The sequence below is a fragment of the Chryseobacterium sp. Leaf404 genome (assembly GCF_001424145.1).
Classification (GTDB): Bacteria; Bacteroidota; Bacteroidia; order Flavobacteriales; family Weeksellaceae; genus Chryseobacterium.
Window position 1 is genome coordinate 95,074 of record NZ_LMQM01000015.1, and the last position, 20,799, is coordinate 115,872.

Annotated in this window: 17 protein-coding genes; 13 read left to right on the forward strand and 4 right to left on the reverse strand. The window is 38.2% G+C overall.

Going from position 1 to position 20,799, the window contains the following annotated elements:
- Positions 1-106 precede the first annotated feature (106 nt).
- The 3 genes from ASG31_RS16770 (at position 107) to ASG31_RS16780 (ending at position 2,802) form a co-directional block, all read left to right on the forward strand.
- Positions 107-775, forward strand: a complete 669-nt coding sequence (locus tag ASG31_RS16770; RefSeq protein WP_056035465.1) for a carbonic anhydrase — start codon at positions 107-109, stop codon at positions 773-775.
- Positions 776-789: 14 nt separating this feature from the next.
- Positions 790-1,092, forward strand: a complete 303-nt coding sequence (locus ASG31_RS16775; protein WP_056035470.1) for a hypothetical protein — start codon at positions 790-792, stop codon at positions 1,090-1,092.
- Positions 1,093-1,206: 114 nt separating this feature from the next.
- Complete coding sequence (locus tag ASG31_RS16780; protein ID WP_056035473.1) at positions 1,207-2,802, forward strand: SulP family inorganic anion transporter; 1,596 nt, start codon at positions 1,207-1,209, stop codon at positions 2,800-2,802.
- Between the two features lie 125 nt (positions 2,803-2,927).
- On the opposite strand, the gene pth is transcribed toward ASG31_RS16780, so the two are convergent.
- The 4 genes from pth to mfd all read right to left on the reverse strand — a co-directional run bounded on the left by pth (position 2,928) and on the right by mfd (position 9,348).
- On the reverse strand, positions 2,928-3,491 hold the full coding sequence (gene pth, locus ASG31_RS16785; protein ID WP_056035477.1) for an aminoacyl-tRNA hydrolase: 564 nt from the start codon (positions 3,489-3,491) through the stop codon (positions 2,928-2,930).
- Positions 3,492-3,578: 87 nt separating this feature from the next.
- The gene (locus ASG31_RS16790; protein WP_056035482.1) at positions 3,579-4,520 is read right to left on the reverse strand and encodes a hypothetical protein; all 942 of its coding nucleotides are present in this window, start codon (positions 4,518-4,520) and stop codon (positions 3,579-3,581) included.
- 425 nt (positions 4,521-4,945) lie between these two features.
- The gene (locus tag ASG31_RS16795) at positions 4,946-5,845 is read right to left on the reverse strand and encodes a hypothetical protein (protein WP_056035486.1); all 900 of its coding nucleotides are present in this window, start codon (positions 5,843-5,845) and stop codon (positions 4,946-4,948) included.
- Positions 5,846-5,964: 119 nt separating this feature from the next.
- Entirely contained in the window at positions 5,965-9,348 is a 3,384-nt protein-coding gene (mfd, locus tag ASG31_RS16800) for a transcription-repair coupling factor (protein WP_056035489.1), read from the reverse strand.
- A gap of 322 nt (positions 9,349-9,670) precedes the next feature.
- Here mfd and ASG31_RS16805 point away from each other — a divergent pair, with 322 nt between their 5' ends.
- The 10 genes from ASG31_RS16805 to dnaB all read left to right on the forward strand — a co-directional run bounded on the left by ASG31_RS16805 (position 9,671) and on the right by dnaB (position 20,761).
- On the forward strand, positions 9,671-10,063 hold the full coding sequence (locus tag ASG31_RS16805; RefSeq protein ID WP_056035492.1) for a hypothetical protein: 393 nt from the start codon (positions 9,671-9,673) through the stop codon (positions 10,061-10,063).
- 133 nt (positions 10,064-10,196) lie between these two features.
- Entirely contained in the window at positions 10,197-10,442 is a 246-nt protein-coding gene (locus ASG31_RS16810) for a hypothetical protein (protein WP_056035495.1), read from the forward strand.
- Positions 10,443-10,527: 85 nt separating this feature from the next.
- Entirely contained in the window at positions 10,528-12,027 is a 1,500-nt protein-coding gene (locus ASG31_RS16815) for a GH3 auxin-responsive promoter family protein (RefSeq protein WP_056035498.1), read from the forward strand.
- Positions 12,028-12,047: 20 nt separating this feature from the next.
- Positions 12,048-12,425, forward strand: coding sequence for a hypothetical protein (locus ASG31_RS16820; protein ID WP_056035501.1), 378 nt, complete (start codon positions 12,048-12,050; stop codon positions 12,423-12,425).
- A gap of 145 nt (positions 12,426-12,570) precedes the next feature.
- On the forward strand, positions 12,571-12,933 hold the full coding sequence (locus ASG31_RS16825; protein ID WP_056035504.1) for a hypothetical protein: 363 nt from the start codon (positions 12,571-12,573) through the stop codon (positions 12,931-12,933).
- Positions 12,934-13,003: 70 nt separating this feature from the next.
- A complete protein-coding gene (locus tag ASG31_RS16830; RefSeq protein ID WP_056035507.1) occupies positions 13,004-14,239 on the forward strand; it encodes an MFS transporter in 1,236 nt (411 codons plus the stop codon).
- 86 nt (positions 14,240-14,325) lie between these two features.
- A complete protein-coding gene (locus ASG31_RS16835; protein ID WP_056035509.1) occupies positions 14,326-14,727 on the forward strand; it encodes a hypothetical protein in 402 nt (133 codons plus the stop codon).
- Between the two features lie 40 nt (positions 14,728-14,767).
- Entirely contained in the window at positions 14,768-16,858 is a 2,091-nt protein-coding gene (locus ASG31_RS16840) for a T9SS type B sorting domain-containing protein (RefSeq protein ID WP_056035513.1), read from the forward strand.
- 110 nt (positions 16,859-16,968) lie between these two features.
- Complete coding sequence (locus ASG31_RS16845) at positions 16,969-19,026, forward strand: gliding motility-associated C-terminal domain-containing protein (protein ID WP_056035516.1); 2,058 nt, start codon at positions 16,969-16,971, stop codon at positions 19,024-19,026.
- A gap of 157 nt (positions 19,027-19,183) precedes the next feature.
- Positions 19,184-20,761 carry a replicative DNA helicase gene (gene dnaB, locus ASG31_RS16850; protein WP_056035517.1) on the forward strand — a complete coding sequence of 526 codons (1,578 nt, stop codon included), beginning with the start codon at positions 19,184-19,186 and terminating at the stop codon, positions 20,759-20,761.
- Positions 20,762-20,799 lie beyond the last annotated feature (38 nt).

Sequence of the window (20,799 nt, forward strand, 5' to 3'; positions counted from 1 at the left end):
ATACTGAAACAAAAAAAGTAGATTTGTATAATTATTGATGAAACCTATTAAAACTGAAAATAATTTAAACGAAACAAATAATTATAACCTTTAAATATTTATTTTTATGTCACAATCGTACGAAGTTATTTTCGAAAACAACAGAAAGTGGGTAGAGTCTAAGCTAGGAGATAACCCTGATTTTTTCAGAGAACTGGCAAGCGGTCAGACACCGGAGTATCTCTACATCGGATGTTCAGACAGCAGAGCAACCGCTGAAGAGCTGATGGGAGCTAAGCCAGGGGAAGTTTTTGTACACAGAAACATTGCCAACGTAGTAAATGCTTTGGATATGAGCGCAGCTTCTGTAGTAGAGTATGCGGTATCTCATCTGAAGGTAAAACACATCATTGTTTGCGGTCATTACAACTGTGGTGGTGTGAAAGCGGCGATGACTCCTCAGGATCTTGGGATTCTTAATCCGTGGTTAAGAAACATCCGTGATGTTTACAGAATTCATCAGGCAGAGCTGGACGGTATTGAAGATGCTGAAAAGCGCTATGACAGATTAGTAGAGCTGAATGTGCTGGAGCAGTGCATCAACGTTATTAAAATGGCATGTGTGCAGGAAAGGTACATCGCAGAAGAGTATCCTGTTGTACACGGATGGGTTTTCGACATGAGAACAGGTAACATTATTGATCTTGAAATCGATTTCGAAAAAGAATTGAAAGACATCCAAAAGATCTATAACCTCAGCGAAGATTCCTGGACGATGAGCAGAAGAACTCTCTAAAATCTTAGAAAAGAATGAAAATCTGGAGCATAGTCACATTACTCATTGTATTGAACTTTACAGCATTGCCAAGCATTGCTGCTGTAATGAAATGGGATTTGGCTAAAACCAATGTGGTTCTGAACGAAGAAGAAACTCATTCTCACTATTCATCATTCTTATCTGTTGTAGAAAAGACGCTTCCAAAAACCCTCAGCGTGTATGATCACCTGAAGTTTTTTGAGCCAGACTCTCAGGGCGCACTCTTTGTGCAGACAGATGACCGCAGTCATCTTTCGCCCTATCTCAATAAATTTTCTCCTCCTCCGGAGGCATAGATAAACTTTGCAGTGTATTGATCATCGTTGGTGCACTGCTTTTGCTTTCTATATGCCGCTATTTCAGCGGCTATTCATCTATATTTCAACATTTTTTTAAATATTTTTTCAGTCATGAAAAAAAATAAAAGTTTATCAGGAGGAGTGAAAGAAAATCTGCCTTCAGGTTTAGTGGTTTTCTTAGTTGCCCTTCCATTGTGTCTCGGCATTGCACTGGCTTCGGGAGCGCCACCATTGTCCGGAGTAATTGCAGGTATAGTAGGCGGTATCGTCGTGGGCTCTATAAGTAACTCAAACATTTCAGTTTCGGGACCTGCTGCCGGTCTTACGGCCATCGTTTTAACCGCAATTACAGACCTGGGTACCTTCGAGCTCTTTCTTTGTGCAGGGATTATTGCGGGGATTATACAGCTTTTTTTAGGGTTTGTGCGGGCAGGAAGTATTTCAAACTATTTCCCCAATAATGTGATTGAAGGAATGCTTGCAGCCATTGGAATTATCATCATTTTAAAACAGATTCCGCACGCAGTCGGCTTTGATAAAGATTATGAAGGCCACGAATCTATTTTCGACAACGGAATTAATTTTAATTACTTCTCTGAACTTTTCAGCGCGGTACATCCCGGGGCAATCGTTGTTACTGCTGTTTCACTCTCCGTGCTTCTGTCCTGGGACCGAATTCCGGCTTTAAAAAGACTTAAAGTTCTTCCAGGCGCCTTGGTAGCCGTAGCCTTAGGAATTTTATTAAATGAAATCTTTAAAGCAGTGGGCAGTTCTTTAGCCATCGGGAAAGAACATTTGGTTTCGCTTCCGGTTCCTAAAAATTTAGACGATTTTAAAAATTACGTAACCCTTCCCGATTTTGCAGGTTTTCTCAACTGGAAAGTATGGCTTACAGGAGCTACAATTGCAGTTGTAGCCTCTATTGAAACACTTCTCTGTATAGAGGCATCAGACCGTCTGGATATGCAGAAAAGAATTACAGATACCAATCTTGAACTGAAAGCGCAGGGAATTGGAAATCTTATAAGTTCATTTATAGGAGGCCTTCCAATGACCTCCGTTGTGGTAAGAAGTTCGGCCAATGCCAATGCCGGAGCTACTTCCAAAGCATCAAGTATCATTCACGGTGTGTTGCTTTTAATTTGTGTTCTGTCTATTCCGGTCGTTTTAAATATGATTCCGTTTGCAACTCTGGCAGCGGTTTTACTTCTGGTAGGATATAAACTGGCAAAACCAGCGACATTTAAACACTTCTGGCATCTGGGCAAGTTTCAGTTTCTTCCTTTTGTAGCAACAGTAGTGGCAGTAGTAGCAACAGATTTGCTGAAAGGCGTGGGAATTGGTCTTGCAATTTCAGTTTTCTATATCCTTCAGGGGAACATGAAGCGTGCGTACTATCTGAGCAAAGAAAAACTGGATGACGCTGATGAAATAACGATAAAGCTGGCTGAAGAAGTTTCTTTTCTGAATAAAGCTGCCATCAAAAAGACGCTGAAAAATATTAAACCTAATTCTAAAGTAATTTTTGATGCAAGAACAACAGCATATATTGCTACAGATGTTTTGGAAATGATACAGGAATTTGCAAACATCAGGGCAGTAGAAGAAGATATTGAGGTAGATTTACTTGGTTTTAAAACTTCTTATAAAGATTATGAAGCCAATGAAAATTCTCATATTGTGATTACGCATAAACGGGCAATGTAGTGGGATGCCGGGTGTTGGGTGTTGGATGCTGGATGCTTGATGTTTACATGATTGAGGACATTTCAGATTGCAGATTAGTCTAGTTAAAAAAGACCATTTCACAATTCAGAAATGGTCTTTTTATTTTATTTTCCGTTGAAAGCCGTCATTGTATTGCCAATTCCAGCAAAGACGAATGACAGGGATGCTTTGGCAAATTTTTCTATTCTTTCGGCAAGCTTTTCAGATTCTTCGGCGTTCCAGTTTCCTAAAACATAATCTACCTGTCTGCCTTCCGAAAATTCAGCAGAAATACCGAATCTGAGCCTTGCATAGTTCTGAGTCTGCAACTGTTCCTGAATACTTTTAAGACCGTTATGACCGGCATCAGAACCTTTCATTTTCATCCTTAAAGTCCCGAAAGGAAGAGCAAGATCATCGGTAATGATCAATACATTCTCCAAAGGGATATTTTCTTTCTGCATCCAGTATTTCACGGCATTTCCGGAGAGATTCATGTAAGTATCCGGTTTCAGTATAAAGACTTTCCTGCCCTTATATTTACCATCTGCCATCCATCCAAAATTACTGGTACTAAAAGGGGTGTCTAAAGTCTCTGCAATTTTTTCCGCCACTTTAAAACCGATATTGTGACGGGTATTTTCGTATTCGGCTCCCTTATTTCCTAATCCTACGATAAGGTATTTCATGCTGATTTTTTTACAAAATTAAATTTTTAAAAATAAAAAAAGCCCCGTCTCTAAAAAGACAGGGCTAAATATTGTAAAATGCTGTTTCTATTGCGGCTTATAAATATAATTTACACCGAAACCAACAGTCATATACGTCTGAGGATCATACAGATAATTGGTAGTAAATACAATTGGTGTAGGGATTGGTGGCACCATATCTGTAACCGTATATCTTCTAGGGTTGTTGATAGAAAGACTCTGGCTCTTCTCATCATTTACTCTTGTAGAAAGTAATGCAGAAATTTTATATGCAAACGGCAACAGGGTGTGAGGGTTGATTTGTGTATCGAATGTAGAATACTCGTACTTATACTTTTCTGTAGGTGTCCCGAAGGTTCCTCCTGTAATTGTACCGTAATTTCTGTCTACAGTAGTAACATTGTCACCTGTAAAAGTGTAGTTTGAAACTGAATACATGCTGTAATCAAAAGGCATACCTGTAACTTCCTCACCATTTCTCATGGTAATTTTGCTCAGCTTGTCTGTACCAGCTGCGTACTCAAGATTGTAGATTTTTTTGTACTTTTTATCTACCAGCCATGGCAATGCCGGAACAGTTCCTCCCGGGGGAATTACTTTTTTGTAAGTAGTTCTGTTTTCTGCGATAATCGTTAATCTTCCACCAGCGCCGTAAGTAAGCAGCTGAGTGTAAGCAACACTGTCTGCATCCAAACTTCCGTCTTTGTCTTCATCTAAGAATCCGTAGAATGTAATTTTGCTTATTTTATCACCGCTCCACATCATATCTGTAACAGATCTTGTGGATTTTCCTTTGGTAAGAACTTTAGAAACCAAAAGACCGTTATAACGGTACTCTGCAATGGTATCAGAATTTGTAATTTCTCTGAATAAAGATCTCGGCCCGATAAGACCACTGTTTTCGTTAAGGCCAATCAGCGGATTTCCTTCTTCATCCACCAAATCTTTACAAGAGTGTACAGAAGACAAACCTGCAACCAGCAATATAAAATAGAAGAGTTGTTTCATTTTCAAAGAGATTACTTATATTTTCCACAAATATAATTTTTTTTTACATAAGAAACACTTTCTTATACAGAATGTGACAAAATAATAGTGAAAATTTAACGAATTAATTATAATTCGACTGTCATTTCTTTAAATATTTAAAAATTATGTTCACAAAACAGAAAATACAAATTTCAAGCAGTTATTTTTCATCAGATAAATATTAAATTGCAAACCGATAGTTTTTGATCAGGAAAATACCGGCAAGACCTTCCCCATGGACGTCTCTGAAAAAAGAACTGTATACAACCTGATAAGTTAAGTGTTTACAAAATTAAGATTTTAAAAATCTTAAAATACCTTTTACTACATCTTTTAAAAGCAAAAAAAGCCATCCAATAGAAGAATGACTTTAAGTATCGTGTTTTAATTACTGTTGATATTTCTTACAAAGCTTTATAAATATACTTCTGCATTTGGCTCTGATCTGAAACAGGGTAATTCTGAGAATCGTACAGATAAGTATATGCCCCGGGAATTGATGGCATTGGAGAAGGATTTACCACTGTAAAACTCATTACATTGTTTGCAGAAAGACTGGAAAAATTCAGAGGATGCAACAGACTCCATGTTACAAAAAAAGCTTTTGGCAGTGTAGTGTAAGGATTAATTTTAGTATCGTAGCCATCAAAATTATACGAAGTACTGGCAACCACGGTAGACATATCCGGTACCCCGGTTGCACTTGTCATACCTGTTTCTACAGCAACTTTGCTGATATTATCTCCGGCGTTGGTAATGGTATAATTAGAAAAATGAGTATACGTAGTGCCAGATTTTTTCTTTTCTACAATCTTCGTCATTTTACCGGAACCATCGTACGTATAGGTATATTCGCTGTTAAAACTTGGCATTGTTCCTGCCATCGTTGTGCAGGTGGTATAATTGATCTTCCCATTGGCATCATAAGTAAGATTATATTCGTAAGAAAGGCTGTTTGCAGGCACAGACCCATTTACTTCCTGCTCATATTTAACTTTTGTAACTTTGCCTGATGTGTAAGTAACCCTTCCTATAACAAATGAATTCGGAGCACCAGATTCCAGAAAAACTGCTTTGTCTAAAGTATTTCCGGTGGTAAAAAACTCTTGATTTGTAACATTGTTTACCGTTACTTTATGAAGGATTCTTGGCCCCAGAATCGTGGCACCTCCTCCACTGCTTCCACCGGGATTATTAGGATTGTTAAGGCTGTTATTGATGGGGTCTGCTGTAGTATTATCGCAGGAAAAAAGAAAACCAAGAAGCAACGCAGCCGCTGTAGTAATAAATTTGTTTTTAGTCATACGTTTTTAATTTATAAGTCACAAATATAAATTATTTTCAATAACATGGGATTTTTTTTCCAGTTTCTGCAAAAAAAAAGTCTAAAACACATTTTTAGACTTTTAGATTGTAATGAATGCTATTTCCCAAGAATCGCCTTCAGCAAGCTGTTGACCTCATCCACATTTTTTACTTTATCTTTACGCATCATCAGATTATTTCCTTCTTTTCCTGCCTTTTCTTTCAGTTGTGCCTGAGCCGGATTTTGAGTTAAATACGAAATTATATTTCTGAACTTTTCGGTCTGATAAAATTTATCCTGAGGATTAGACGGGAAATATCCTAAGAAAATCCCGTTTTTCATTACAATTTTTTCGAAACCGATTTCTGCAGCGAGCCATTTCAGAGCTACACTTTTCAGTAGATTGACCACTTCTTCCGGCAATTTACCAAAACGGTCTTTCAGTTCAGCTTCAAATTTTTCAAGATCAGTTTCATTGTCGATATCTGCCAGTTTCTGATAGAGCAACAGCCTTTCTTCTGTGCTTGAAACATAAGAATCCGGCAACATCAGTTCGAGATCAGTTTCTATATTGACTTCTTTTACTGTTTTAAAGAGTTTCTGGCGGTCTTCCTCATTTTCAAACAAACTCCCGAATTCATCATCGTCTTTCAGTTCTTCCAGTGCTTCCTGCATCATTTTCTGATAGGTTTCAAAGCCCATTTCGTTGATGAAACCGCTCTGCTCGCCTCCCAGTAAATCTCCGGCACCGCGAATTTCCAGATCTTTCATCGCAATCTGAAAACCACTTCCCAAATCTGAAAACTGCTCTATTGCTTCCAGCCTTTTTTTAGCATCAGATGTAATCATATCAAACGGAGGTGTGATGAGGTAACAAAACGCTTTTCTGTTGCTGCGCCCCACCCTTCCGCGCATCTGGTGAAGATCTGCCATCCCGAAACGCTGCGCATCATTAATGAAAATAGTGTTGGCATTAGAAACATCCACACCACTTTCTACAATGGTTGTAGATACCAGAACGTCGTATTTTCCGTCCATAAAATCAAGAACGTTCTGCTCAAGCTGTTTGCCTTCCATCTTGCCGTGCCCGGTAATCACTTTAGCATCCGGAACGAGACGCTGAATCAAACCTGCAATATCTTTCAGATTTTCTACTCTGTTGTTGATAAAGTAAACCTGCCCGTCCCGCTGGAGCTCATAAGAAACCGCATCACGGATAATTTCTTCGTCCCAGCTTACAATCTGCGTTTCCACAGGCTGACGGTTTGGCGGTGGCGTTTTAATAACCGACAGATCCCGCGCTGCCATAAGAGAAAACTGCAGCGTACGCGGAATTGGCGTTGCCGTGAGCGTCAGTGTATCAATGTTTGCCTTTAAAGTTTTCAGTTTGTCTTTCACTGCAACACCAAATTTGTGCTCTTCGTCAATAATTAAAAGACCCAGATCTTTGAATTTTACTTTTTCTGAAGCTAACTGGTGTGTGCCGATGACGATATCCACTTTTCCGTCTTTGAGACCGGCGATGGTTTCTGCCTTTTGCTTTGCTGTACGGAATCTGTTTAGATAAGAAACATTTACCGGAAAATCTTTCAGACGTTCCTTAAAACTCCGGTAATGCTGAAACGCCAAAATCGTGGTGGGAACCAGGATAGCTACCTGTTTGCTGTCTGTTGCCGCTTTAAACGCAGCACGGATGGCCACCTCAGTTTTCCCGAAACCTACATCACCGCAAACCAGACGATCCATTACGGTTTCTGCTTCCATGTCGTTTTTCACATCGATGGTTGCTTTTTCCTGATCGGGTGTGTCTTCGTAGATAAAACTCGCTTCCAGTTCGTTCTGAAGATAAGAATCCGGTGCAAAAGAAAATCCTTTCGCTGTTTTCCGCTCGGCGTATAATTTTATCAGATCAAAAGCAATCTGTTTTACTTTGGCTTTTGTTTTCTGTTTTAATGACTTCCAGGCAGGGGAACCGAGTTTGCTTAAAACCACTTCTTTCCCGTCCGGCCCGTTGTATTTTGAAATTTTATGCAGCGAATGAATGCTTACGTACAGAAGGTCACCGTTTTTATAGGTAAGTTTAAAACATTCCTGCACTTTCCCGTCGTTGTTTACCTTTACCAAACCCATAAATTTTCCGATTCCGTGATCAATGTGAGCAATGTAATCACCAACTTTCAGAGACATTAAGTCTTTTAAAGTAAGCTGTTCAGATTTAGCAAAAGTGTTTTTGGTTTTATAACGCTGATACCGGTCAAAAATCTGATGATCTGTGTAGACCATAATTTTGTTATCGGCATCTACAAACCCTTCATGAAGTTCAGATTTAAAACTTTTAAACTTAATTTCCCGTTTTTCAGAGCCTATTCTTCCTACGTCTTCAAAAATAGATTCTAATCTTTCTTTTTGCTTCTCACCTGAAAACGAGATCCACATTTCAAAACCGTCAGCTTCTTTCTCTTCAAGATCTTCTATTAAAAGTTCGAAATTTTTATGGAATGAAGGCTGTGCAGTCTGACTATAAACGATGGATGTCTGATGATCAATGGCGGATGTTGCAATGCTGGAAAAATCAACAGTCTTGAATTTTTTATATTCAAAAAAGAAATCTTCGTGAGATATAAATATTTCCTGCGGGCTTCGGTGGGCAATATCTTTGTTTAGACCGTCATATTTTTCTAAGGCTTTTTCGTAAAAACTTTTGAGTTTCTGCTTTGCCGATTCAAGATTTTTAGAGACAATTAAAGTTTCTTTTGGTAAGATTTCGAGAAGAGAAACTTTAGTTCCTGCCACCGAAAAATTCATGTTTGAAACCAGCTGGAAGCTTTCTACTTTTGAAACCGAAAGCTGAGTCTCGATGTCAAAAGTTTTGATATTTTCCACTTCATTTCCAAAAAAGGTGATTCTGTAAGGTTTTTCGTTGGAAAATGAGAAAACATCTACAATCCCGCCGCGTACTGAAAACTCGCCAGGCTCGGAGACAAAATCGGTTTGATTAAAATGATAATGATTGAGAAGTTCATCCACAAAATCAAAATCAAGCTGATCTCCCACTTTTATGTTATGCGAAATCGCTTTGAAGTCTTCTTTTTTCAGAACTTTTTCAGATAAAGCACCCGCGTAAGCTACAATCATTTTAGGATACTTCCCGGCATTGATTTTATTCAAAACTTCTGTACGGAGAACAAGATTTGCATTCTGAGTTTTTTCCACCTGATAAGGTTCCATGTGTGTGGCAGGGAAGTACAGCACTTTTTCTTTGCCCAGAAGATCCTCCATTTCTGTACTTACATACAGCGCATCTTCTTTGTCATCTATTATATATAAGATGGTTTTTTTCTGAGTAAGAAAAAGTTCTGCCGCAAAAATTGAAACTGCCGAACCTGCAAAGCCTTTTACAGAAACATGATTTTCCTGTTGCAACGTGGCAAAGATGTCTTTTCCAAATTCGTTTTTAAGGAAAGCGGGAAGAAGGGTTTCGCTGATATTTTTTAACTGCATAATAAATGGGATGAAACGACAAAAGCGATTTCAAGAATTGTTCCTGAAATCGTAAAGGCCTGCAAAAATATGAAAATTAATGTTCAGCAAATGGATACAGTCCAATTTTTACTTCGTTTTTTATGATAAAAGAATCAGATTACCACCGAAGAAAATAGCGTGCAGAAAAATTCTTAAAAAATCCAAAAATTATCCAATATCATATTTAACAATCATAAGAAAACCTAAATAGCGCAAATTTTCGTTAAAAATAAGCAATTATGAATTCCTTCGGCACACGATTTGGAAATGACCATAACCTAACCAAAACTATTTAGGTATTATGAAAAATTTAATGAAAATTTTCGGAGCTTTGATGCTTGTAATGTTCACTCTAGTAAGTCTGTCATCATGTAAGGATGATGATGATCCGGCAGACAATGATTTCTTCGCTGGAACTTACAAAGGAAGTATTTCTTTCAATGAAGGCTCTAACAACATCAGTACGAATGACGGAAGCGTTTTTGTAACTAAAATTGCAAGCGGTACGAAGTATAATTTCGCATTCAGCAACGGAATCCCTGATCTTAACGGACTGGAATTTCAGAAACAGGGAGACAATTCTTTAATTTCTGTAGGTTCTACCGCACTTGTTTATGTAAGAATTGACAACAATGACCTTAAAATTGCTTACAACAAAGACGGAAAAACGTGGACAGCTAACTGTACGCGATAAGATTTCAGAAATTCACTTGACAACCTGCATCGATAACGTGCAGGTTTTTTTATTAAAAGAAACTTAAACTTTAAACCTGCTTCCTGTGTGACAAATATTTATTTATCTTTGATTTGAATTTAAAAATAGACACATGAAAAAATTGATCACAGCAGTTTTTCTGATCATCGGATTAGGAATTGCCCAGGCACAGCAAGTAGCTCCCGTAACAAAAGCCGCTCCTAAGACAACTAAAACCGTAAAAACCGTTGAAGCTAAGCCCTCAGCAAAACCGGCAGCAAAACTTAAAAAAGACGGAACTCCCGACAGAAGGTATAAAGAAAACCAAAAATTAAAAAAAGACGGCACGCCAGACAAAAGATTTAAGGTAAACAAATAATTTTTGTTTTAAAAATATAACAGAACCGATGATATTCATCGGTTTTTTTGATTGTGCAAAACTGCTTTATTTATAAATTTGAACCATGCTAAATTTCCTGAAGAAAAATATTGCTGTAATGTGGGCGAAAAAACATGTCGCCCAAACTGAAAGTTTCAAAAAAAACGGACCTCAGCTGCAGGAAAAACTCCTGCTCTCTCTGGTTAAAACTGCTGAAAAAACACTTTTCGGCAGGACTTTTAACTTTGAAGACATCAAAACAGTAAAAGATTTTCAGGAAAAAGTAAAGGTTAATGATTATGAAGACCTTAAACCTTACATCGAGAAAGTAAAAAAAGGGCAGCGCAGCATTCTCTGGCCTGAAGTTCCCGAATATTTTGCCAAAACATCAGGCACTACATCAGGCTCAAAATACATCCCGATTTCCAAAGAAGGAATGCCTTTTCAGGTGAAGGGGGCTCAGAGCGCACTTTTCCATTACATTGCAAAAAAAAACAATGCCGATTTCGTTAACGGAAAAATGATTTTCCTACAGGGAAGTCCGGAACTGGAAGAGGTTTTTGGGATTAAAACCGGCAGACTTTCCGGTATTGTAGCACATCACATCCCAAATTACCTTCAGAAAAACAGACTGCCAAGCTGGGAAACCAATCTGATTGAAGACTGGGAAACCAAAGTGGATAAAATTGTGGAAGAAACCGAGCGCGAAAACATGACTTTAATCTCAGGAATTCCGCCGTGGCTGGTGATGTACTTTGAAAAACTGACCGAGAAGCACGGAAAAAAAATTAAACAGATTTTCCCAAACCTTCAACTGATTGTCACGGGTGGCGTAAACTACGAACCTTACAAAGATAAAATGGAATTTCTTTTGGGAGGAAAAGCAGATATCGTGCAGACATTTCCTGCATCCGAAGGATTCTTTGCCTTTCAGGATGATTATACCAAAGACGGACTTTTACTTTTGACCAATCACGGCATTTTCTACGAATTTATTCCATTGGAACAATATGGAAAACCGGATGCCGAAAGAATTACTTTAAAAGATGTGGAATTGAATAAAGATTATGCATTAATTTTAACCACCAATTCAGGTCTTTGGGCGTATTCCATCGGCGATGTTGTCAGGTTTATTGATAAAAACCCACACAGAATTCTGGTGAGCGGAAGAACAAAACATTTTACTTCAGCTTTTGGTGAACACGTTATTGCTTTTGAAGTAGAAGAAGCGCTGAAATCTACCGTTCTGAAATACCCTGCGAAAATTACAGAATTCCATCTCGCTCCACAGGTGAATGCAGGGAGCGAACTCCCTTACCATGAATGGTTTATAGAGTTTGAGGAAGAGCCTGAAAATTTAGAATTATTCAAAGAAGAACTCGACAGTCAGCTCAGAAGCAGAAATTCTTATTATGATGATTTGATTTCCGGAAATATTTTACAGAAACTTAAAATTTCAAAACTTAAAAAGAGTGCTTTTAATGAATATGCCAAATCTCAGGGCAAACTGGGTGGACAAAATAAAATTCCGCGACTTGCGAATGAAAGAAAACTGGCAGAGATGTTAGAAATTTACAGGAAATAAAACCAACAAATCAATTAGATATGAAAAATACAATCCTTTTTTCAGTTTTTATTTTCTGCGGATCATGTACTTCGTTAAAATACAGCGCAGCAGAAAATCCTGACGGTTATAAAAATGTAAAAGCAGGAAATAAATATATCTTTCATCAGAATAATGGCAACAAAGCAACAATGACAGTTACTTCTATTGCAAGAGACAGCATTATCGGAACCAGCAGGAAAGACAGAATTTCTATCGCAAAGAATAACATCAAAGAAATAAGAAAAGACAATTCCGGTTTAGCTATAATTATTGCAGCCGGCGGAATTGCGGGAGCTGCGGTGATTATTTCTGCTACCGTTAAAGCCTCGGAAGATCTGGCAGATACTTTTGCTGCTGTAGGAAGCGGAACAAACTAATTCTGTAAAAAAACTTTTGAATATTGTTTTTAAAATATAGAATTTATTGATATTCGATTAAATATTTCAAAAAATATGATATTTTCGCTTTAATGAAAAGATATATTCGAAAAAAATTATAAATTTGGAAAACTAAAAAATTAAAATGAGAGCATCTGTACTAATAAAATCTTCTCTGCTTACATCATTATTCGTGATTTCGTCATGTGCGACGACAAAGTATAGCGAAGATATTTCTCAAAACAATTATTCTAATCTTAAAACCGGTAAAATCTACATCGTAGAGAAAAAAGACGGTTCGAAAAAAGAAAAAATCCTTTTTAAAAACATTGTTGGGGATAACATCGTAGGTACGAAAGGTAAAAAAGACAGTACAGAAGTTACAATCCCGAAAAGTGCGATTGCATCTGTAAAAGACCGTTCTGTAGCAAGAGTAACGGGTGGTGCCGTAGTAATTGGCGCAGCAGCAGTGGCCGCAATTGTGATCAGCTCAAACAGAGCAGACTAAAATCTGCTTAAATTTTACTTAAAATATTGCATAAGTAGCTCTAAATTAATTTTTAGGGCTATTTTTGTATATGATTTCTCTTTCTCCGCTGCAGACATTGAAAAATGTTGAATTCAGAAATCTTCTTACAGGAAGATTTTTTATCGTTTTGGCCTTCAGGATGCTTGCAACCCTTTTAGGCTGGTGGGTTTACCACTTGACGAAAGATCCCTTTTCCATTGGTCTTATCGGGCTTTCTGAGGTGATTCCCGCCGTAAGCTGTGCTTTGTATGCCGGCCATGTGATTGATACGAACGAAAAAAAGAAACTTTTGCTCATCTGTACTTACGCGTATGTTTTTCTGATCGCACTTTTATTAATTCCTGCATTTTTTAATGATCAGCTCCATCTTACAGGCCATGAGATTACCTATTTTATATATGCTGTAATCTTTGTTACGGGGATTGCCCGTGCATTCATAGGCCCCATCGTCCCGTCAATGATTCCAAAAATAGTGAAACAAATTAATCTTCCGAATGCAATTACTTTAAATCAGGCAACATTTTTGATATCATCAGTTTGCGGGCACGCAGCAGGTGGTTTTTTAATTGAATTTTACGGGATTAAATGGACAGTTTTAACCGTTGTTATTTTAATTTCCATTTCATCAATATTCTTCTGGCAGCTGAATAAACAGTTTTCTGAACAAAGCAAAGGAAGTGTAAAAGTAATGGAAAGCATTAGGGAGGGCGTATCTTACATTTATAAAACCAAAGAAATTCTCGGAGCTTTATATCTGGATATGTTTGCAGTACTTTTTGGAGGTGCTGTTGCGATGATTCCTGTTTTTGCAACCGATATTCTGAAATCAGGGGCGGACGGTTTAGGATTATTAAATGCTGCTTCAGATATCGGCTCTATGATTATTATTACGACTTTGGCAATGGTTCCGCTAAAGAAAAATCAGGGAAAAATACTGTTGGTTGCCGTGGCGGGATTCGGTTTGTGTATCATTGGTTTCGGACTTTCAAATTATTACTGGCTTTCGTTTATGTTTTTGGTAATGAGCGGCGTGCTGGATGGAATTTCGGTTGTTATCCGCGGAACGATTGTGCAGCTGAAAACTCCTGATCACATCCGAGGAAGGGTTTTAAGTGTGAATTCAATCTTCATCATGTCCAGCAACGAAATGGGACAATTTGAAAGCGGACTGGCCGCCAAGCTGCTTGGAGCCGTAAAATCTGTGGTTATAGGCGGAAGTCTCACGGTTTTTATTGCTGTATTGGTGGGAACTACAAATCCGAGATTAAGAAAAATGCAATATTAATTGTTTTTTAGCGTTTTTTATAAATAATCATCAAAAAAATATTTACTCTTTAATAATTCATTATATTTGTTTTTAAATTTTTTAGTATGAAAAAAAATATTTTTACTGTTTTCATGCTTCTTTTCGGACTTTTGGTTTCGGCTCAGAGCACCTACGAAAAAACCGTTCAGGAGAAAGCAAAAAGCATTTCTGCTGCCAAAACAGCAACAGATTATGATAAACTTTTCAACGAATTTTCTGTACTTACAAGATCAAAAGATTCTTACAAATGGAAAGCTTATTACTATGCAGGCTATGCAATGTATAAAAAAACGGAGCTCAACCTGAGTAAAAATCCTTCTTCTGACGAAAGAAACAACAACGGTATTGCAGAAAAATATGCAGCTGGAGCACTTGCTTTTAAGCAGGATGACAAAGAAAGCAAAGATCTACTGAATCTTATTATGGAACAGAGAAGTAAAATGGAAAAAAAGACGGCTACAAACTAGCTCATTTCTTTTTTATTTCTGTCTAATTAAATTTTTGAGTATGAAAAAAGCACTACTTCTTTTATCTTTTTTACTTTCACATCTGTTCTTTGCGCAGAATAATGACTGCTCTACGGCAATCCCTATCTGCAGCAACGCCAATATTACACTTACGCCATCCGGAAGCGGAAACAGCGACGAAGGTACGGGCTGTATGAGCGGAGGAGAGCACAATTCTATTTGGTTTACCTTCAGTACTCTTACTGCCGGCACACTTACTTTTGTAATTACACCCGCTCTAAATGTAGATTATGACTGGGCTTTATACGGCCCCAATCAAACATGTACACAGATACAGACTGTAGATCCCATCAGATGTTCTTATGACGCGCCGGGACCTGGACAGTACGCAACAGGACTGAATCTTACTTCTCTGGATACCTCCGAAGGCGCTGGTATCGACAATCTTGGAAACTCCTCAGACGGTATGGTAAAATATATTGATGTACTTCCGGGACAGATTTATTATTTGCTGATTGACCAGTTTTCCGGAACAAGCTCACAGTTTTCTCTTACATTTGGAGGATCTGCGGGATTGCTTACTCCTTTCGGAGATCCTGTACTTCAGCCTTATCCTTTCATTGCTCCCGGCCCAAATCAGGACGGAAAAATCGACGTTTGCGGAAATCCTTTTCTATTTGACTTTTCAACTTTAACAGCGGGAATCGTGAACGGTAACCCAAATTTTATTGTGCGTTACTATCTTTCTGCACAAAACGCTTTGGACAATGTGGGCGCTATTACAGCACCCGTTCTTGTAAATCCTACAGCTACTTACCATTATGCAATAAGCTATTCAGACCCTACAAGCCCTGCAAGTTTTCTCAATAACTGTAAACAGTTTGGAACAATTAAGTTTTTTGACCGGTCATTTACAACCAATAACGCAACGCTCACCGAATGCAGCAATAACAATTCCGGAACTGCAACGTACAACCTCACGACAGCTAACATTGGCCTGGTAACTGGTCTTACTGCCAAATATTATCCAACGCAGTCTGACGCGAATAACAACACAAACGAAATCACCAACCCGTATGTCTACGTTTCCGGGGCTGGTAAAGTTTTCGCTAAAGTCACCAACCAGTACAACTGTATCAGAATTTCTGAAATTACACTTAATTTCAACCCACTGGTAGTAGTAAATCCTGCCTCATTAAGATCCTGCTTTATTGAAGGCACGCCATCTTTAGGCAGTTTTAACCTGATAAATGCTACGGTAAATTCTCAGACAGGAACAACGAAAGAATATTATCCGTCTGAAACAGATGCGATAAATCAGACCAATCCTATACCCAACCCAGGTGCATACATTGCTCCAACGGGGGTTATCTACATTAGAGTAATGAATGCCACTAACTGCTATGCTGTTGCAAAGGTAACGCTTGAAGTGCTGCCACCTGTTTACTCTTCTGTACTGATTGATAAAGCAGTTTGTATGGAAGACAAAACTACATTAGATGCAGGAACAGGCTTCGACGGTTATGAGTGGAGTAACGGAGAAACCACACAGGTAATCTCTGGAGTAGGCGTAGGTACTTATTGGGTAAGATTGAAAACAGGCGACTGCTGGACCAAGCAGGAAGTAAAAATATTCCCTTCTGAGCAACCTGTACTTTCCAATATTGAAATTACAAACAATACTATCACTGTTTTTGTAACAGGTGGAACTCCGGCGTACAGTTACTCTTTAGATAACAATAACTGGCAGGAGTCTAATATCTTCAAAGACATCAGCAGAGGTGATCATACAGTTTACATTAAAGATGCTTTCGACTGTGAACCTATTGCAGTAGACGTAGTTGTACCAAACATCATCAATGTAATTACGCCAAACGGAGATGGTGTAAATGATGTGATTGACTACTCTGCCCTTTCAAATAAAAAGAATTTAATTCTGAATATCTACGACAGATACGGAACTAAAATTCACCAGGCAGACAAAATGAATAACTACAAATGGGACGGAACTGTAGGTGGCAAAAAAGTACCTACCGGAACTTACTGGTATTCTGTAACCTGGAACGAAAACAATAAAAACAGTACCCCAATCAAATTCTCAGGATGGGTGATGCTTAAAAACAGAGATTAAATTATCAATTCTAAATAAAAAGCCGCATATTTGGTGCGGCTTTTATTTAGAATACCTATTCATAATTCTTTATCTAAAAATTAATTAACTTTTTTAAAACTTAATTAAAAATGAAAAAACTACTACTCTTTTTTATTTTAATAAGCTCACAGCTGATGTATTCGCAATCAGACTGTATCAATGCAATTCCTATCTGTGGTAATCTCAACATAAACTATACCCCTTTTGGTCACGGAAATCAGGAATTACCTACCACGAATGTTCCCCAATCCCTTTGCCTGAAGAGTGGTGAGCATTATTCTGTGTGGTACAAATTTAAAATAGCTACCTCAGGGACATTAAACTTTGTGATTGATGCAAATGTAAATTCTGATGATTATGATTTTGCTGTATATGGTCCGAATCCAAGCTGTACCGCGGCATCACTTCTTACACCAATCAGATGTAATTATGCCGGAGCATCGCCTACCGGAAACACAGGTCTTTCTGCTACAACAGGAACATATTTCGAAGCAGAACTTAACGTAATCGCAGGAGAAGAGTATATATTACTGGTAGATAATTTCGTAAGTTCAGCAAACGGGTTTTCTCTCTCGTTCGGTGGAACTGCAACCCTGCTCACCCCTTTCGACAACCAATTTGCACATCAGTATCAGCCAAATCCTTTTATAGCGCCATTACCGATTAAAATTTGTGAAAACCCTACACTATATAACTTCAATACACTTTCACCAGGAATCATTAACGGCAATCCTAATTTTGTTGTAAAATACTATTTAAACTCGTCCAATGCTTTGGATGATATAAATGCGATTAACGGCCCTATAATGGTAAATGCGAATAATACTTATTTTTATGCGATTACCTATATTGACCCGGTGAATCCTACAAGTTTCCTTAATCTCTGCAGAGAATTCGGTACGGTAAATTTTATAGACAGATCTTTCAAACTGAATAACGCGACACTTACCGAATGTAACAATAACAATGTTGGCACGGCGACATATAACTTGACGGCGGCGGCAATCAACCCTACCTCAATCCCCAATCTGACGATAAAGTATTATGCTTCTATGGCAGATTTAAATAACAATATTCCTATTGCAAATCCTGGGAACTACGTGTCAGCAGAAAAAACAGTTTATGCTAAAGCCTCGAATCAGTATGATTGTACATACACCGCACAGATTCAGCTGAAATTCTATCCCACAATTATACTTACACCAGCAAAACTTGAATCCTGCTTTATTGAAACAGACGTAACAAGAGCAAAATTTGATCTTACCTCAGCAGTAGTTACCTCTATGTCTCCGGTTACTAAAAAGTTTTACAGAACTTTAGCCGATGCAACAAGTGGTGTAAACGAGATTCTTCCCGCAAATGAATATATCACAACAAGTACGGATGTATACGTGAGGGTTTTCGATGCCAATGGATGCTGGGCAATCACAAAGATTACGCTCGTAGTACTTCCACCAGTAAAATCTGCTATCCTGAAAGATAAAACAATCTGTATAGAAGACAGAACGACATTAGACGCAGGACCTGGATTCTTAAGTTATGAATGGAGCACAGGAGCCACCACTGCAAGCATAAGCGGTGTAGCTGTAGGTGCTTACTGGGTAAAACTTCAGACAGGGAAATGCTACACAACGCAATATGTAAATGTCTATCCAAGCAATCAACCTGTAATTTCTACGCTCGACATCACCAATAACAATATTACCATTACTGCAAATGGCGGAGTGCCAGCTTACCAATACTCCATAGACGGAATCAACTGGCAGACTTCAAACGTATTTTCAGGACTGCCAAGGGGTGAAAACACAGTGTACGTAAAAGATTCTTACGATTGTGACCCTGTAAGCGTGACGGTAACTGTTCCAAACCTTGTAAATGCAATCACACCAAATGGAGATAACGTTAATGATATGGTAGACTACTCTGCCCTGGCTTACAAAAAAGATTTAGTATTCACTGTTTATAACAGATACGGAAACAAAATCTATGTAAGTGATAAAATCCGAAACTACAAATGGGACGGAACTTCCGGAGGCAAGAAAATAGAAACCGGAACCTACTGGTACACGATTACATGGACTGAAAACGACAAAAACGCTACCCAGACAAAATACAGCGGGTGGATCCTTGTGAAAAACAGAGAATAAATTTCTGAAATAAATTTTAAAATCACCTTCAAGTTTTTGAGGGTGATTTTTTTTATCAACAACAAAAACACGATAACAAAAGACTTTTTGAATATTAAGATGTTAAATTGGGGATTAGTATTTTCCGTTTCATTATTAAAAAAATTATCTTTGCACTATGGCGCAAAAAGAAACATTATCATCACTTACCCAGGGCAACTTTGCCAGAGAGCTTTCCATTTCAGATGGGAAAATGCCTCCCAATGCAGTAGAATTTGAGAGATTGGTAATAGGAACTTTCCTTATTGATAAAAAAGGATTGGATCACTCGATCGATCTTCTTACGCCCGAAGTTTTTTATGACCCAAGACATCAGGTGATATTCAGAATCATCCTCAAACTTTATGAAGGCAACCATCCTGTAGATATCATGACCGTAATTCAGGAGCTGAAAAAAGAGGAAAAACTGAATCTTGCCGGCGGAGATCATTATATCATCGAACTGACGATGGGAGTGAGCTCAAGCGCACATATTGAATATCACGTAAGAGTAATTCTCGAAAAATATATCCTCAGAAGCCTCATCAACGTCTCAGCAAACGTGATCGACTCTTCCTATAAAGAATCTACCGATGTTTTTGAACTTTTAGATAAAGCAGAACAGTCTTTTTTCGAGATTACCAACGGAACCATTAAAAAAGGATTTGATACGGCAAATACTTTGGTAAAAGAAGCCATTGAAATTATTAAGGCCTTAAAAGATAAAGAAGGAATATCCGGTGTACCGTCAGGCTTCCGTGATATAGACAAAGAAACCGGAGGCTGGCAAAATTCTGACCTCATTATTATTGCGGCACGTCCGGCGATGGGGAAAACGGCTTTTATTCTTTCAATGGCAAGAAATATTGCTGTAGGTTACAAAATTCCGATGGCATTGTTTTCTCTGGAGATGGCATCTGTACAGCTCATTACCAGAATGATTGCGTCTGAGACCAAAATTTCTTCAGAAAAATTAAGAAAAGGAACTTTAGATGATGAAGAATGGCAAAGATTATTTTCAAACGTTTCAGAACTTGAAAACGCTCCACTTTACATTGACGAAACTCCTTCTCTTTCCATATTCGATTTCCGTGCAAAATGCCGGAGACTGGTCATGCAACATGGCGTGAGAATGATCATGGTCGACTACCTTCAGCTGATGACAGCCGGTGGCGGAAGTGGAAAAGGAAGCGGAAACCGTGAGCAGGAAATTTCAATGATTTCGAGATCATTAAAAGCTATTGCTAAAGAACTTAATGTACCTGTGATTGCACTTTCGCAGCTTTCAAGAAGTGTGGAAACACGCCCTGGTAAAAGACCTCAGCTTTCAGACCTGAGGGAATCCGGTGCAATTGAGCAGGATGCAGATATTGTTTCATTCATTTTCAGACCTGAATATTATAAAATCACAACCTGGGATAATGATGAAGAAGGTGCAGAAACCTCAACAGAAAATCAGGCAGAATTAATTATCGCAAAACACAGGAATGGGGCAACGGCTGATGTAAGACTTTCTTTCCTGAAGCATTTTGCCAAATTCGGGGATGTGGAAGAAGCTTTCAATATGAATGCAGGAAATAGCTTCAGTGAACCGAGCGGTTTCGAAAAAATTAAAACAACCATTCAGCCGGGTGCAGCTTTTGATTTACCGGATAATTCTAAACTTTCCGGATCATCGATGAATGATTTTGATGACGAAGAAGATTTTCCGTTTTAAATTAATTTGAAATTTGAAATATAATTTGAAATCATTGC

What these genes read in the sequence shown, in the direction of transcription:
- ASG31_RS16770 (WP_056035465.1), top strand. Translation starts at nt 107, where the DNA reads ATGTCACAATCGTACGAAGTTATTTTCGAAAACAACAGAAAGTGGGTA.
- ASG31_RS16775 (WP_056035470.1), top strand. Translation starts at nt 790, where the DNA reads ATGAAAATCTGGAGCATAGTCACATTACTCATTGTATTGAACTTTACA.
- ASG31_RS16780 (WP_056035473.1), top strand. Translation starts at nt 1,207, where the DNA reads ATGAAAAAAAATAAAAGTTTATCAGGAGGAGTGAAAGAAAATCTGCCT.
- pth (WP_056035477.1), bottom strand. Translation starts at nt 3,491, where the DNA reads ATGAAATACCTTATCGTAGGATTAGGAAATAAGGGAGCCGAATACGAA.
- ASG31_RS16790 (WP_056035482.1), bottom strand. Translation starts at nt 4,520, where the DNA reads ATGAAACAACTCTTCTATTTTATATTGCTGGTTGCAGGTTTGTCTTCT.
- ASG31_RS16795 (WP_056035486.1), bottom strand. Translation starts at nt 5,845, where the DNA reads ATGACTAAAAACAAATTTATTACTACAGCGGCTGCGTTGCTTCTTGGT.
- mfd (WP_056035489.1), bottom strand. Translation starts at nt 9,348, where the DNA reads ATGCAGTTAAAAAATATCAGCGAAACCCTTCTTCCCGCTTTCCTTAAA.
- ASG31_RS16805 (WP_056035492.1), top strand. Translation starts at nt 9,671, where the DNA reads ATGAAAAATTTAATGAAAATTTTCGGAGCTTTGATGCTTGTAATGTTC.
- ASG31_RS16810 (WP_056035495.1), top strand. Translation starts at nt 10,197, where the DNA reads ATGAAAAAATTGATCACAGCAGTTTTTCTGATCATCGGATTAGGAATT.
- ASG31_RS16815 (WP_056035498.1), top strand. Translation starts at nt 10,528, where the DNA reads ATGCTAAATTTCCTGAAGAAAAATATTGCTGTAATGTGGGCGAAAAAA.
- ASG31_RS16820 (WP_056035501.1), top strand. Translation starts at nt 12,048, where the DNA reads ATGAAAAATACAATCCTTTTTTCAGTTTTTATTTTCTGCGGATCATGT.
- ASG31_RS16825 (WP_056035504.1), top strand. Translation starts at nt 12,571, where the DNA reads ATGAGAGCATCTGTACTAATAAAATCTTCTCTGCTTACATCATTATTC.
- ASG31_RS16830 (WP_056035507.1), top strand. Translation starts at nt 13,004, where the DNA reads ATGATTTCTCTTTCTCCGCTGCAGACATTGAAAAATGTTGAATTCAGA.
- ASG31_RS16835 (WP_056035509.1), top strand. Translation starts at nt 14,326, where the DNA reads ATGAAAAAAAATATTTTTACTGTTTTCATGCTTCTTTTCGGACTTTTG.
- ASG31_RS16840 (WP_056035513.1), top strand. Translation starts at nt 14,768, where the DNA reads ATGAAAAAAGCACTACTTCTTTTATCTTTTTTACTTTCACATCTGTTC.
- ASG31_RS16845 (WP_056035516.1), top strand. Translation starts at nt 16,969, where the DNA reads ATGAAAAAACTACTACTCTTTTTTATTTTAATAAGCTCACAGCTGATG.
- dnaB (WP_056035517.1), top strand. Translation starts at nt 19,184, where the DNA reads ATGGCGCAAAAAGAAACATTATCATCACTTACCCAGGGCAACTTTGCC.